The 14,785-nt window shown below is 50.6% G+C and carries 15 protein-coding genes; 12 read left to right on the forward strand and 3 right to left on the reverse strand.

Annotation, left to right across the window (positions count from 1 at the left end):
• Window positions 1-7 precede the first annotated feature (7 nt).
• Window positions 8-355, reverse strand: a complete 348-nt coding sequence (locus DYA43_RS03315; protein WP_020430665.1) for an ArsC family reductase — start codon at window positions 353-355, stop codon at window positions 8-10.
• A gap of 203 nt (window positions 356-558) precedes the next feature.
• On the opposite strand from DYA43_RS03315, the gene DYA43_RS03320 reads away from it, so the two are divergent.
• From DYA43_RS03320 to galK, 4 genes are all read left to right on the forward strand, one after another.
• Window positions 559-846, forward strand: coding sequence for a winged helix-turn-helix domain-containing protein (locus DYA43_RS03320; RefSeq protein ID WP_020331146.1), 288 nt, complete (start codon window positions 559-561; stop codon window positions 844-846).
• Between the two features lie 295 nt (window positions 847-1,141).
• Window positions 1,142-2,158, forward strand: a complete 1,017-nt coding sequence (gene galE / locus DYA43_RS03325) for a UDP-glucose 4-epimerase GalE (RefSeq protein WP_061056225.1) — start codon at window positions 1,142-1,144, stop codon at window positions 2,156-2,158.
• A gap of 18 nt (window positions 2,159-2,176) precedes the next feature.
• Window positions 2,177-3,232 carry a UDP-glucose--hexose-1-phosphate uridylyltransferase gene (locus DYA43_RS03330; protein WP_061056226.1) on the forward strand — a complete coding sequence of 352 codons (1,056 nt, stop codon included), beginning with the start codon at window positions 2,177-2,179 and terminating at the stop codon, window positions 3,230-3,232.
• A gap of 61 nt (window positions 3,233-3,293) precedes the next feature.
• Window positions 3,294-4,457 carry a galactokinase gene (galK, locus tag DYA43_RS03335; RefSeq protein WP_061056227.1) on the forward strand — a complete coding sequence of 388 codons (1,164 nt, stop codon included), beginning with the start codon at window positions 3,294-3,296 and terminating at the stop codon, window positions 4,455-4,457.
• A gap of 276 nt (window positions 4,458-4,733) precedes the next feature.
• On the opposite strand, the gene DYA43_RS03340 is transcribed toward galK, so the two are convergent.
• Entirely contained in the window at window positions 4,734-5,741 is a 1,008-nt protein-coding gene (locus tag DYA43_RS03340; RefSeq protein WP_061056228.1) for a substrate-binding domain-containing protein, read from the reverse strand.
• 242 nt (window positions 5,742-5,983) lie between these two features.
• On the reverse strand, window positions 5,984-6,337 hold the full coding sequence (locus tag DYA43_RS03345) for a DUF2956 domain-containing protein (RefSeq protein WP_061056229.1): 354 nt from the start codon (window positions 6,335-6,337) through the stop codon (window positions 5,984-5,986).
• Window positions 6,338-6,467: 130 nt separating this feature from the next.
• On the opposite strand from DYA43_RS03345, the gene DYA43_RS03350 reads away from it, so the two are divergent.
• The 8 genes from DYA43_RS03350 (at window position 6,468) to fliT (ending at window position 14,782) form a co-directional block, all read left to right on the forward strand.
• Entirely contained in the window at window positions 6,468-6,932 is a 465-nt protein-coding gene (locus DYA43_RS03350) for a DUF2919 domain-containing protein (RefSeq protein WP_038128963.1), read from the forward strand.
• Between the two features lie 88 nt (window positions 6,933-7,020).
• Complete coding sequence (locus tag DYA43_RS03355) at window positions 7,021-7,926, forward strand: Dyp-type peroxidase (protein ID WP_047456768.1); 906 nt, start codon at window positions 7,021-7,023, stop codon at window positions 7,924-7,926.
• Window positions 7,927-8,044: 118 nt separating this feature from the next.
• A complete protein-coding gene (locus DYA43_RS03360; protein ID WP_061056230.1) occupies window positions 8,045-9,181 on the forward strand; it encodes a flagellin in 1,137 nt (378 codons plus the stop codon).
• Window positions 9,182-9,421: 240 nt separating this feature from the next.
• A complete protein-coding gene (locus DYA43_RS03365; protein WP_061056231.1) occupies window positions 9,422-10,555 on the forward strand; it encodes a flagellin in 1,134 nt (377 codons plus the stop codon).
• A gap of 231 nt (window positions 10,556-10,786) precedes the next feature.
• Window positions 10,787-11,917: a flagellin gene (locus tag DYA43_RS03370; RefSeq protein WP_020331160.1), complete on the forward strand. Its 1,131-nt coding sequence runs from the start codon at window positions 10,787-10,789 to the stop codon at window positions 11,915-11,917.
• 70 nt (window positions 11,918-11,987) lie between these two features.
• Window positions 11,988-12,449, forward strand: coding sequence for a flagellar protein FlaG (flaG, locus tag DYA43_RS03375; protein ID WP_020331161.1), 462 nt, complete (start codon window positions 11,988-11,990; stop codon window positions 12,447-12,449).
• Between the two features lie 22 nt (window positions 12,450-12,471).
• Window positions 12,472-14,475: a flagellar filament capping protein FliD gene (gene fliD / locus DYA43_RS03380; protein WP_061056232.1), complete on the forward strand. Its 2,004-nt coding sequence runs from the start codon at window positions 12,472-12,474 to the stop codon at window positions 14,473-14,475.
• Between the two features lies 1 nt (window position 14,476).
• Complete coding sequence (gene fliT / locus DYA43_RS03385; RefSeq protein ID WP_020331163.1) at window positions 14,477-14,782, forward strand: flagellar protein FliT; 306 nt, start codon at window positions 14,477-14,479, stop codon at window positions 14,780-14,782.
• Window positions 14,783-14,785 lie beyond the last annotated feature (3 nt).

Here is a 14,785-nt window from a genome sequence, read left to right on the forward strand (position 1 = left end):
CCTTGTATTAAGAGAAAAGAGAAGCGTATTGCTCGGCTTTGAAGCCTAGATGAAGATCACCATCAACGCGCAGCAGCGGGCGTTTGATCATCGCAGGTTGTTCAACCAGCAGGGCGATGGCGGTGTCAGCGTTGAGGGTGTCTTTCTGCTCTTGGCTCAGTTGGCGAAAAGTGGTGCCACGTTTGTTGAGCACATTTTCCCAGCCCAGAGCCTGACAAAACTCACTCACCAGCGCTGCATCGATACCGTCTTTGCGGTAGTCGTGAAACTGGTAATTAACGCCTTGTGCTTCCAGCCATTTGCGCGCTTTTTTTATCGTGTCGCAGTTGGGGATACCGTACATCGTGATGGTCATAAAAATCCTTTGAATGCTGCTTATTTTGGTGTTTGCCAAATCCTAACAGGAAGCCTGTCATCTGACAAAAGTGTGATGCAGATATTTTACTGAATAAAAAAAATCCACGGCTATTGACTAGGATTGGAGAGTTATTGATCGAACTCAACAAACTTACTGGCAAAACAGAAATAATGTGCCTTGCACAGATTAGGAGGTAATCAATGGAATTGAGTCCTGTTTTTGCAAGGCGCCTTTATTTAGCCTTGCTTGTTGAAAGTCTGGAACGGCCTAATGTTCCGAAGTTAATCGAGAAAACGGGGTGGCCTCGTCGTACTATTCAGGACGTACTTAAAGCCCTGCCGGGGATCGGCATTGAACTGATGTTCGTTCAGGACGGTCGGCGCCACAATGACGGCTATTATCAGTTGTCAGATTGGGGGCCCTTTGACAGTCAATGGGTTCTGGATCGCAGATGTGATATCGCCGCGAGTTTAGGATTTAGTGCATAACAAGCCAGCCTGTGCTGGCTTTCTTCTTTCTTCCCTTCCGTAAAGTCGTTCATTCACCGTGTTCAGTCTGTATTGTGTGGTTTGGTTACCGCTCAATGCAGGCATGTTGTTTTCTGGAAACGTTTGCCCTAATGGCCTTCCTCTTATTTTTCAGTAGTATCTAATTCCAATAATAGCAGAGTCACCTCGGTGTGAATGTTTGTGGAAACGTTTTCACTTTGAGAGTGTAATCACAGAAGTCGGCGCTGGGCTGCTGATAGACTCAATGCAATTCAAATCAGCGGAGAGGTGACAGGTGGACGTTCTAATCACTGGCGGTATGGGCTACATCGGCAGCCACACATGTGTGCAGATGATTGCGGCGGGGATGACCCCAATCATGGTCGATAACTTGTGCAATGCAAAAGCAGAAGTATTGAATCGAATTGAAGCCTTAACGGGGGTGCGCCCGGCATTTTATCAGGGTGATATTCGTGATGAAGCGTTCCTGGATTCCGTCTTTGCCAAGCACGACGTACAAGCCGTGATTCACTTTGCCGGCCTCAAAGCGGTGGGGGAGTCAGTCAGCAAGCCGATTGAGTACTACGACAACAACGTCAACGGCACGTTAGTTCTGGTGCGCAGCATGCGCAAAGCGGGCGTGAAAAGTCTGGTGTTCAGTTCGTCGGCGACCGTTTATGGCGACCCACAAATTGTACCTATCACCGAAACTTCTCCAACAGGCGCGACCACCAACCCGTATGGCCGCAGCAAGTACATGGTGGAGCAGTGCTTGGCAGATTTAGTGGTTGCTGAACCCGAGTGGAGCATCACTCTGCTGCGTTACTTTAATCCGGTTGGCGCGCATCCGTCAGGCACCATGGGGGAAGACCCCCAAGGCATTCCGAATAACCTGATGCCGTTTATTGCTCAGGTTGCCGTGGGGCGTCGTGAAAAACTGGCGGTGTTTGGCAATGATTACGCGACACCGGATGGCACTGGCATTCGCGACTATATTCATGTGATGGATCTGGCCGATGGTCACATCGCCGCGTTGCAGGCGGTCGGCACACAAGCCGGTCTGCATATTTATAACCTGGGTACGGGTAAAGGCTCCAGCGTACTGGATATGGTCAATGCCTTCAGCCAGGCGTGTGGCAAGGCGGTGCCTTATGAAATTTGTCCGCGTCGTCCGGGCGATATTGCCGAGTGTTGGGCCAGTACTGAAAAGGCGCAGCGTGAACTGGGCTGGCAGGCGAAACTGAGCTTGGCAGACATGACGGCGGATACCTGGCGCTGGCAATCAAATAATCCTCAGGGATACGACGTTTAAACAGAGGTCATGACACAAATGTCGACGATAGAATTCAATCCGGTGGATCACCCACACCGCCGTTATAACCCGTTGAGCGGGCAATGGGTGTTGGTTTCTCCGCATCGCGCGAAACGCCCTTGGAGCGGTCAGGATGAAAAACCGTCAACTGCAGAGCTGCCAAGCTACGATCATCACTGTTTCTTGTGCCCGGGAAATACGCGTGTGTCGGGCGACGTGAACCCGGCTTACACCGGTACGTACGTCTTCAACAATGATTTTGCCGCGCTGATGACAGATTCGCCGGACGCACCGCCATCCCGCAGTCCGTTGTTTAAAATTCAAGGGGTGCGTGGGCTGAGCCGCGTGATCTGCTTTTCACCGGATCACAGCAAAACGCTACCTGAGCTGCCATTGGCGCAGATTCGCGGTGTGATTGATACCTGGAACGAGCAGATTGAAGCACTTGGTAAAGAGTATGTCTGGGTACAAGCATTCGAAAACAAAGGCGAGACGATGGGGTGTTCTCAGCCGCACCCGCATGGCCAGATCTGGGCCAACAGCTTTCTGCCGAATGAAATTGAGCGTAAAAACCAACACCTGAAAGCCTACTTCGATCAGCAGGGCAGCAATCTGCTGGTGGATTATGTGCAAGCGGAATTGGCCGATGGTTCACGTACTGTGGTGGAAACCGAGCACTGGCTGGCAGTGGTCCCATATTGGGCTGCGTGGCCATTTGAAACCATGCTGCTGCCGAAAACCCACGTTCGCCGCATGAGTGAACTGAACGATGATCAGCGCGACGATTTAGCCCTGGCGATAAAAAAACTGACCAGTCGCTATGACAACCTGTTCCAGTGCTCATTCCCGTACTCAATGGGCTGGCATTATGCGCCGTTTTTTGACGACGGCAGTGAGATAGAACACTGGCAGTTACACGCACTGTTCTATCCGCCGCTGCTGCGCAGCGCGAGCGTGCGTAAGTTTATGGTGGGCTATGAAATGCTGGCAGAAACTCAGCGAGATTTAACTCCGGAACAGGCCGCGCAGCGCCTGCGTGAACTGAGCGATGTTCACTACAAAGAACAGCCTTAATAACGAATAAACACCAGAGTACCCCGTGGTGGTACTCGTGAAGAGAATTGTGGAAAGTCCTATGTCTGAACTGATTCAAAACGTGATTCGCTCTTTCGAACACGTCCTGGGTTTTGCGCCGAGCCATGTTATTCAGGCGCCGGGCCGGGTTAACCTGATTGGTGAGCACACCGATTACAACGACGGTTTTGTGTTGCCATGTGCGATTAACTACCAAACCGTGGTGGCGGCATCCAAGCGTGATGATAACCGCGTACGCATCATTGCGGTCGATTATGCCAATGCGCAGGATGAGTTTGCGCTCGACGCGCCAATTGAATTTCAAGCGGAAAAAATGTGGGCCAACTACATTCGCGGCGTGGTGAAATTTCTGCTTGAACGTGGTTATGCCCTCGGCGGCGCCGACATCGCAGTGAGCGGTAACGTGCCGCAAGGCGCGGGGTTAAGCTCCTCAGCGGCGTTGGAAGTGGTCATCGGTCAGACGTTTAAAGAGCTGTTTGCGCTGGATATCTCGCAAGCCGAGGTGGCACTCAATGGCCAGCAGGCCGAGAACCAGTTCGTCGGCTGCAATTGCGGCATCATGGATCAGCTGATTTCTGCCGAAGGGCGGGAGAATCATGCGCTGCTGATCGACTGCCGCAGTTTGGAGACGCAAGCGGTATCGATGCCGGAAGATATGGCGATTGTGATTATCAACTCCAATAAGCAGCGTGGCCTGGTTGACAGTGAATACAACACCCGTCGCCAGCAGTGCGAAGAAGCGGCGTGTATTTTTGGCGTGAAAGCATTGCGTGATGTAACGATTGAAGAGTTTACGCGTCGTCAGGGTGAGTTGAGCGAAGTGGTGGCTAAGCGCGCGCGTCACATCATTACGGAAAATGATCGCACGTTAGCCGCGGCGGATGCACTGCGTGCCAACGACATGGCAACCATGGGCCAACTGATGGCTGCATCACATGCGTCCATGCGTGATGATTTTGAAATTACCGTCAAAGAGGTCGATACCCTGGTTGAGATTGTCAAAGCCGTGATCGGTGAGCAAGGCGGCGTACGTATGACTGGAGGCGGCTTCGGTGGGTGCGTGGTAGCGCTGGTACCACCTGCGTTGGTCAACGATGTCAAAGTCGCTATCGAGCAGCAATATCAGGCCGCAACTGGCTTGAAAGAAACCATTTATGTGTGTCAGGCCAAAGAAGGTGCTGGCCTGGTAAAAGAATTCGAGTGATCGTCACTTGAATTGCTATCGTGGCGTTCGAGCGGGTGTCGGTTGATGCCTGTGTTCACGAAGTCATTTTCCCATGGCAAACGGGAGCTTCAGAGGTGAGCCGCTGGTCAGGACTCCATCAGCGTGCTCAGGCGGATTTACGCTTGGGGGAGTGGTAAATCGGCACAGCTTACGTTTTGCCTATGGGGATCTTTTCCCTGCAATTCAGGGATAATGCGATGGGAGAGAAAAAGGCTTACCTTTTGGGTAAGCCTTTTGTTTTTCTTCGATTTCCGCTTAGTCGTTGAGTGATTTAACCGAGTCGCGTTTTACCATGGTTGGCGAATAGCGTTTCGGACTGTCATCGACCAGGCTTTCATCTTTGGCCAGTTGCAGCGCTAATTGAGCGGCATTTTCCGCCATCATCTGAATCGGGTAACGCACGGTGGTCAGGCGCGGTTTTACGTAGCGGGCAATCAAGCCGTCATCGAAACCGACAATCGAAATCTGCCCTGGCGATTCGATGCCGTTTTCTTCCATGACCGATAGGGCGCCAGCGGCCATGTTGTCGTTGTAAGCGACGATCGCTGTGATATCGATACCTTTGGTCAACAGGTACAGCATGGCTTGTTCTCCGCCTTCACTGCTCGGTTCACCGTACTCGATGTAGGTCTCAGGTAAATCGAGATGATTGGCTGTGAGCGCATCCAGATAACCAGTAACCCGTTCATTGGCATCGGCAATCGAGTGACTGGACGCGATGCAGGCAATTTTCTTATGGCCCTGACGAATCAGAAACTCGGTCGCGAGAAACGCCCCTTTATGGTTGTCGAGGGAAATACAGCGATCTTCCATGCCAGGAATGTGACGGTTGATCACTACCATCCCTTTCGCCTCTTTGGCGAACGCAATCAGCTCTTCATCCGACAAGGCTTTGGAATGAATCACCAGTGCATCACAACGGTTATTGATCAGCAGCTCAATCGAGCGGCGTTCATCCTCTTCCTTGTGATAACCGTTACCCACCAACAGATGTTTACCATTCTGACGAGCGACAGTATCGACGGCTTTGACTAAGGTGCCGAAAAATGGGTCTGACACATCAGAAACCAGCACGCCCATCGTATTGGTGCTTTGGCTAACCAGTGCTCGCGCAGCAGCATTGGGGCGATAACCCAGTTCTTGCATCGCCTTGGTCACGGAATCAATTGACGCCTGACTGGCTTTCGGCGATTTATTGATGACACGGGAAACGGTAGCAACGGATACACCAGCCGCTTTCGCGACATCCTTAATGGTAGCCATGGAAATTCAACCTTTATCAATGCATTAGGTAAATTAAACACTGTTCTTCTGGCGGACCGCAAACAATGAATGGTTTCTGGGCGATAAATGAGATTCACTGCGAGTTTTCAACGCAGAACGCCTTCATGCAAAGCACGTTATCGCTAGAGTTGGTCTTATTGTAATCGTTTCCAGTGACGTGTCACGTGCGTCAGGTAACAACTCTGGAAACGGAGGGAGAGTGTGCTTGCTTTGCCGGAGCACTATTGCGCGCTGTTTTGCATCCAGAACAGAATGAAACCGACCCAACTGGCGATAAGCAGCCCCCACGGCAGCCATTGCAGGTTTTTGGATAGCGTTACTTCGTCTTCGTAACCAATCTCGGAATCAATGTCTTCGTGTATGGCAGGTTGTTTGGTTCTCAGTGCTTTTTTACGAGCGCGATCGGCCTGGCGGTGTTTTTCTTTTTGCTGTTTTTTATACAGCGCAATGCCTTTTTCAATGCCTTGTGCAATCAGCTTGGTCTGCTCTTTGGTCTGGCCCGGCTTTTGAGTCGCCTTCGCTACTTTCATCGCTTCTTGTTGGGTTTGTGGCGATGGAACAATTTTATTGGTCATGCTTGGTGTCCCTTAAGTTTTGCCTAGAGTATCACGGTCGCAGTTTGTCACCAAAATCTCATACTCACGTATAGCTATTTGAAATCATTGCGCTAAAGTGGAAGGCAATAACCAACAGCGAAAGAACAACGTGCGTTACACCATCGAACAATATGATACCCACGGATATCTCAAGGCTCCAACCTGGTTGTGGCTGGGATGGCTGTTTCTGGCGCGAGCCTGGATTGTGTTCGTGGTTGCAGGCGTGAGCCGCGACAGTGGTTCGCAGATTCTGAGTTTCGTTTATCCCGGTAATGCGGCGCTTTACATCGGGCTGGTGGCGGGCGTGCCGGGGATTGCACTAATGTGGCTGATCAGTCTGCGTCATCCGGAGCGGCGTTGGATTAATGCGTTGTTTCGAACCGGGCGCTGGCTGACGCTGCTGACAGCGAGCGTGCAGTTTATTCAGACGGGCTACCATGTCTACCTGCAACACGGAGCTTTTCATTGGGCGAATGCGCTTACCTTGTTGATTTTATTATGGTTAATTTTATACGTTTATCGCAGCCGCAGTGTGCGTGACTGTTTTTTGTCGCCGCTGATGGCTAAGCCATGATCGGTATCAAGACGTAGAATGAATTTGAAGCATACCCTTTGTCGTATCGGGTACACACTGAGCAAAAAAGAAAAAGTGAGGACTTAACATGTCAACGCCACAGTCGGCTATTTTGCCAGAAGCGGAGCCATTTGCTCTGTACAGCATATTAAAAATTAAACGCAACCACGCACAGGTTCTTGCTCAGTTGCAAGCACTGCCTGCTCTGGTGGATGAAGTGAATGCCAATCAACCGGGCGCAGAACTGACGCTCTCTGTCGCCTTCACCAAAGCTTTCTGGCAACGCTTTGAAGCCCCGATGCCAGAAGAGCTGATCGATTTCCCGGTGTTGGGCGAAGGCAGCACTATGGCACCGAGTACCGATGTCGACGTACTGATCCATTGCCACTCAAAGCGCCACGACCTGCTGTTTTATGTCATGCGTAAATGTCTGACCGAAATCGCTGAAGATGTTGATGTCGTTGATGAAACCTACGGTTTCCGCTATCTGGACGCCCGTGACATGACGGGCTTTATCGATGGCACTGAAAACCCGAAAGAGGAAAAACGTCGTGAAGTCGCGATTGTGGCGGACGGTGAGTTCGCTGGCGGCAGCTATGTGATGGTGCAGCGCTTTGTGCACAATCTGCCAGCGTGGAGCCGCCTCAACGTCTCTGCGCAGGAAAAAGTGATTGGCCGTACTAAACCGGATTCGGTGGAACTGGACAATGTTCCCGCTGCGTCACACGTTGGCCGCGTCGATATTAAAGAAGAAGGTAAAGGGCTGAAAATTCTGCGCCACAGTCTGCCGTATGGCAGCGCCAGTGGCGATCATGGCCTGCTGTTTATTGCCTACTGCCACACACTGCACAACATCAAAACCATGATGGAAAGTATGTACGGCGTGACCGATGGTAAAACTGACCAACTGCTGCGTTTTACGCAGGCGGTGACGGGGGCATACTTCTTTGCGCCATCACAAGAGATGCTGCAAGCACTCAGCCTCAAAGCGTAGTTGGCGTTCAGACTCCCAAAGCCAGGCTCACAGCCTGGCTTTTTTGTTCTAAAGATTCCCCATTCCCGGCCGATAGTCCTGCTAGAAGAGAAATAACCCCAAGGACTCTGTCACGCACATGGCTATCACGGTAAACACTAATGTCTCAGCGCTGGTCGCGCAGCGGCATTTAAACACCGCGACCGATTTGCTCAATCAGTCGTTGGAGCGGTTGTCTTCCGGTAAACGGATCAACAGCGCCAAAGACGATGCGGCAGGGCTGCAAATTTCCAATCGCCTTGAATCCCAGATGCGCGGCCTTGATGTGGCTGTACGCAATGCCAACGATGGCATTTCCATCATGCAAACCGCTGAAGGCGCGATGCAAGAAACCACCAACTTACTGCAACGCATGCGAGATCTCTCATTACAGTCGGCCAATGGCTCGAACAGTAAAGCGGAGCGCGTAGCATTACAGGAAGAAATGGGGGCTTTGAACGATGAAATGAACCGAATCGCCGAAACAACCTCTTTTGGTGGTCGAAAATTGCTCAACGGTTCGTTTGGTCAAACCTCATTCCAAATTGGCGCATCATCCGGAGAAGCGGTGCAGGTGTCGCTCAAGAACATGCGCTCTGATGACCTCAATATGGGCGGATTTAGTTATGTGGCTGCCGGCGAGGCCGACAGCCAATGGCAGGTGGGGCAAGGGCGTAACCAATTAACCATTTCGTATGTCAATGCGCGGGGTGAGGATGAGCAAATTCACATTCACGCCAAGCAGGGAGACGATATAGAACAGTTAGCCACTTACATCAACGGACAGACGGATAAAGTGTCTGCATCGGTTAATGAGAAAGGCCAGCTGCAAATCTATATGGCAGGCAAAGAAACCGCAGGCACCTTGTCTTTCAGCGGCAGTCTAGCGGACGAATTGCAGATGAACCTTAAAGGCTATGAAGCCGTCGATAACCTCGACATTACCTCTGTTGGCGGTGCCCAGCGCGCAGTCTCAGTGCTGGATACGGCAATGAAGTATGTCGACAGCCATCGTGCGGAGCTGGGAGCGCTGCAAAACCGCTTTGGACATGCGGTCAGCAACCTGGACAACGTGCATGAAAACCTCGCTGCATCGAACAGCCGAATCAAAGATGCCGATTACGCCAAAGAAACCACGCAAATGATCAAGCAACAGATTCTGCAACAAGTGGGGACATCAATATTGGCGCAGGCGAAAAATCAACCAAACGTAGCGCTGACGCTGCTTAGCGGCTAAGTGAAACTGAGTTGTATCGACGCGCTTTGTAAAAGCTTTAGCAATAAAAATGACTTTTTTACCTATTTTCTTTCTTTCATCACGTTTGCTCTGCCAATGGAAGTTTTTTCAAAAAAATCTTAAAAATTTCCTAAAGGTTTTTCAGGCCGAGCCGTTAAAGAAAGTAACTTTGAGAGAACTACTTGGTTTTCCGAGACGTCGGAAACCGGAAACATCGGAAAATCAATTGGAGAAATCACCATGGCAGTGAATGTAAATACCAACGTATCAGCAATGACAGCACAACGTTACCTGAACAGCGCAAGCAGCGCTCAGCAAACGTCAATGGAACGTCTGTCTTCTGGCTTTAAAATCAACAGCGCAAAAGATGACGCTGCAGGTCTGCAAATTTCTAACCGCTTGAACGTACAAAGCCGCGGTCTGGATGTAGCAGTACGTAACGCGAATGACGGTATTTCAATTGCGCAAACTGCAGAAGGTGCGATGAACGAAACCACCAACATCCTGCAACGTATGCGTGACCTGTCTCTGCAATCATCTAACGGCTCAAACTCTAAATCAGAGCGCGTAGCGATTCAGGAAGAAGTAACTGCACTGAACGACGAACTGAACCGTATCGCAGAAACCACTTCATTCGGTGGTAACAAGCTGCTGAACGGCACATTCCAAACCAAATCTTTCCAGATTGGTGCGGACAACGGTGAAGCCGTGATGCTGTCTCTGAAAGACATGCGCAGCGACAACCGTATGATGGGTGGTACAAGCTACCAGGCTGAAAACGCGAAAGACAAAAACTGGATCGTTGAGCAAGGTAAAAACGACCTGACCATCACTCTGAACGATGACAAAGGTAACGAGCAGTCGATCAACATCAACGCGAAAGCGGGCGATGACATCGAAGAGCTGGCGACTTACATCAACGGTCAGACAGACATGGTAAAAGCGTCTGTGAACGAAAAAGGCCAACTACAAGTCTTCGCAGGTAACAACAAAGTTTCTGGCGACGTATCGTTCAGCGGCGGTCTGGCTGGTGAGCTGGGCATGAAAGAAGGCAAGCAAGTGACAGTCGACAACATTGACGTGACCAGCGTTGGTGGTGCTCAAGAGTCAGTTGCGATTGTGGATGCCGCGCTGAAATATGTAGACAGCCACCGTGCAGAACTGGGTGCGTTCCAGAACCGTTTCAACCACGCGATCAGCAACTTGGACAACATTAACGAAAACGTGAATGCGTCTAAGAGCCGTATCAAAGATACTGATTTCGCGAAAGAAACAACGGCACTGACCAAGTCTCAGATTCTTTCTCAGGCATCAAGCTCTGTTCTTGCTCAAGCAAAACAAGCGCCACAAGCAGCACTGAGCCTGCTGGGTTAATCCCCAACACTAAACAGAAAAATCCAGCTTCGGCTGGATTTTTTTATGCCTGAAATTTTGTGTTTGCCATCACGTTTTTCGTTCAAATCGAAATTAATTAAAAAAAAGCCAATTTTTTTCCTAAAGGATATGAATCTCTCGCCGTTAAAGGATACGAGAGAAATGAGGTGTGCCGACGAGAGGTGAGAGACTCGAAGGCACGCTAACTATCCGCCTAAGGAGATCAACAATATGGCAATCAACGTAAATACTAACGTTTCGGCGATGACCGCCCAGCGTTACCTAAACGGTGCAGCTGACGGCGTACAGAAGTCTATGGAACGTCTGTCTTCGGGCTACCGCATTAACAGCGCGAAAGACGACGCTGCAGGCTTACAGATTTCAAACCGCTTATCTTCTCAAAGTCGTGGTTTGGACATGGCTGTACGTAACGCCAATGATGGTATCTCTATTGCACAAACCGCTGAGGGTGCAATGAATGAGAGCACCAACATTCTGCAACGTATGCGTGACCTGGCGCTGCAATCGTCTAACGGCTCGAACTCAAGTTCTGAACGTAAAGCGATTCAGGAAGAAGTTTCAGCCCTGAACGATGAGCTGAACCGTATTGCAGAAACAACCTCTTTCGGTGGTAACAAACTGCTGAACGGCACATTCGGCAGCAAATCATTCCAAATCGGCGCAGACTCTGGCGAAGCAGTGAACCTGACTATGGGTAACCTGCGTTCAGACAACGCGGCGATGGGCGGTAAATCTTACCGTGCACAGGAAGGCAAAGCGGCAGACTGGACAGTCGGCGACGCGAAAGACCTGACTCTGAATTATACTGACAAACAAGGCGAAGCCCGCGAACTGACCATCACTGCGAAAAAAGGTGATGATCTGGAAGAAGTGGCAACGTACATCAACGGTCAGAGCGATGACGTAAAAGCATCGGTCGGTGAAGACGGCAAACTGCAACTGTTCGCATCTTCACAAAAAGTGACTGGCGATGTGACTATCGGCGGCGATCTGGGTTCTGAAATCGGCTTTGGTGCTGCGCAGGACGTGACCGTTAAAGATATCGATGTGACCAGCGTTGCCGGTTCTCAGGAAGCAGTAGCCGTATTGGATGGCGCTCTGAAGTCTGTGGACAGCCAGCGTGCGTCTCTGGGTGCGTTCCAGAACCGTTTTGGCCACGCAATCAGCAACTTAGATAACATCAACGAAAACGTGAACGCGTCTCGCAGCCGTATCAAAGATACTGACTACGCCCGTGAAACCACAGCGATGACTAAGTCGCAGATTCTGCAACAAGCGAGTACTTCTGTACTGGCACAAGCGAAGCAGTCACCATCTGCAGCTCTTAGCCTGTTAGGGTAATTCCATACGGTTAAAAGAGCTTAATGGGTAGTGGTATTAGTGCTACCTATAAGGTGGAGGGGAGATTGTTATGGAAGTATCATCATACACGTCGAACATCCAGCCTTACGGCTCGCAAAGTGGCATTAAACTTGCTTCAGAAAATGAGAGCGTGAAAAGCGCTTCCGATTCGAAGGAAGACTACCGTTCAGTGCGACGGACTGAAAAAGTCTCGGAGCACATTACTGAACAGCTGAAACGCAGCCAGGACCAGACGCTGGAAGCCGCCGTTGAACAATCCCGGGAACGGGAACGTCTTAACGAAGAGCAACGGGCAAAAATGGTTGAACGAATGAATGACTTCGTGACTTCAATCAACAAGGGACTGGCGTTCAGAGTGGATGAAGAATCCGGACGGGAAGTGGTGACGATTTATGAAGCTAAAACCGGCGACATTATTCGTCAAATCCCAGAAGAGGAAATGCTTGAAGTATTGCGGCGTCTAGCCAAGGAACAGAACCATAAATCGGGCCTGTTAGTGGTGAAGGCGTAATCGTATTTTTTGAGGTGATTGGATGAGTTTAGGCCCAATGGGGATGAACACTGGCTTTGATATCAATTCAATGGTCAGCAAAATTGTGAATGCGGAGCGCGTGCCTAAGCAGCAAAGCATTGACAATAAGCGAACCGAAATTGATTCGAGCATCAGTGCCTACGGCAGACTCAGAGAGTCGCTGGATACGATGAAGAATCTAATGACGAACTTTCGTCAGGAGAAGGCTTTCGCGGTGCGTAAAGTCGATACTTCTGACGACAAGGTCGTCTCAGCGACCGCAACCACAGATGCAATCGCAGGCAAATACGCAGTCGATGTGTTGCAGCTTGCTCAAAGCCATAAACTGGCGTCCGACGTATTACCGGAAGACGCAAAGTTTGGTCCGGGTAAGCTGCATATTTCGCTTGGCGACAAATCTTTCAGCGTCGATGTACGCTCCGATTCCAAGCTGATTGATATCGTTCGTGGTATCAACGGCGAAAAAGCCAACCCAGGTGTTCGTGCTTCCGTCATCAATGACGTTGACGGCCCTCGCCTGATCGTGGCTTCCAATGTCTCAGGTAAAGATCATCGCATCAGTATCCGCGCAGACGCGCAAGCAGGCGATGCGCTCAAACATCTCGAATACAAAACGTTAGAAGATCGGGTCAAAGATCTGGAAAAAGCCCGTGCTCAGGCGCAGCAACTCCTTGCCCCTTTGACACCAGAGCAGCAAAAAATTGCCGCTAAAGTGGCAGAAAAAATTGGTGATGCCGCACGTGAAGTGGATAAATCCGTCGCCGAGCAGATCGATAACGTGGCGCAAACCGCCGCTAACGGTCAACCAAAACCGGATGGCAGCCCGGGCGAGTTGCCGGACTCGGCGTTAAAAGCGGCCGCGGCCGCAGGCAGTCAAGTTAACAAATATCTCAAACCAGAAGATCGCATTCCGGGTTGGACTGAAACGGCGTCCGGGACGTTGTTGGACTCTTATTCTGAACCTGAACCGGAACTTGATGACAAAGCGCTAGAGAAAGCACCGGATGTGCCGGGGTGGAGCAACACCGCTTCAGGGACACTGACCGCCTCTTATGTGACTCCGAAAGAAGCGCAAGCAAGACTGGATGCTAAACTGGCTAAAGAGCAGGCGGCGATTGATGCTGCGGTCAAAAGCGGCAAAATGACGCCGGAGCAAGCTAAGCAGGCTGAGCGCGCGAAGATGGCACCTGAAGAGCGTGAAGCGCTCGAAAAAGCCGAGCAAGTGCAGTCTGAACTTAAAGCGGCGCAAGAAGCATTCGATGCCTACAAAGGGATGAGTCAGGTACAAGCGGGTCAGGATTCGCTGGTGCTGCTGGATGGTGTGGCCAAGCTGTCCAGCCACAACAACGTGATTGAAGATGCGATTGACGGCGTGGATCTGACCTTAAAAGGCAAAACCAACAACGTTGAACAGCCCGCGGAAATCGGCATTGAGTATGACCGCGACAGTGTGCGCGGTGATATTGAACAATTCGTTGCGGCCTATAACCAGTTCTTTCAGGTCAGTAAGGAACTGAGCAGTGTTGACCCTCGCACCGGACAAGCCGGCCCGCTCGCGGGCGACAGTATTGTGCGCAGTGCGGACTCACGTCTCAAGTCGGTGTTCTCGTCATCGATTGACCAGGCACCGGACGAGCTCAAAAGCCTGACGGAATTTGGTATCACCACCACGCGTCAAGGGACGCTGGAAATCAACTATGATATGCTCAACCGCCAGTTGAATAACAATTTCACTAAGCTGGGGGATTTTTTTGGTGGCAACCGTGGTTTTGCAAAACGGGTAGAAGATGCCATTCAAAGCATGACCGGTGTGACGGGTTCAATTCGTACCCGCGAGAAGAGCCTCGGTGAGCAGACGCGTCGTTTGTCTGACGATCAGTCTGCACTGGATCGCCGCATGGACAGTTTAGAGAAACGGACTCATTCTAAGTTTTCGGCCATGCAGGATGCCACCGGCAAAATGCAATCGCAGCTTGCCAGCATGATGAATGCGCTAGGACAGTAATATGAAAGGTACACTTCAAGCGTTGTGTGATTTAAATCACCAATTAAAAGATAAGCTTGCAGTCGACGACATTAATACTGAAGAAATCACAGCGCTGGTCGATAACAGAGAACAGTTATTGCATGACTTACTGACCTACGTGTCAGACAACCCGGACTTCGCTCGTTCAGATGAATGGCGTAGTGCCGTACGAGATACACAACTCCTTGTTGAATTGATGCAGTCAAAAACCGCCGCGATAGGCAAAACGCTCCATAAATATCGCCACGGCAATAAATCGGTTCAGCAATACAAAAAGTTTTTATAAAGA

The organism is Vibrio fluvialis (assembly GCF_900460245.1).
GTDB lineage: Bacteria > Pseudomonadota > Gammaproteobacteria > Enterobacterales > Vibrionaceae > Vibrio > Vibrio fluvialis.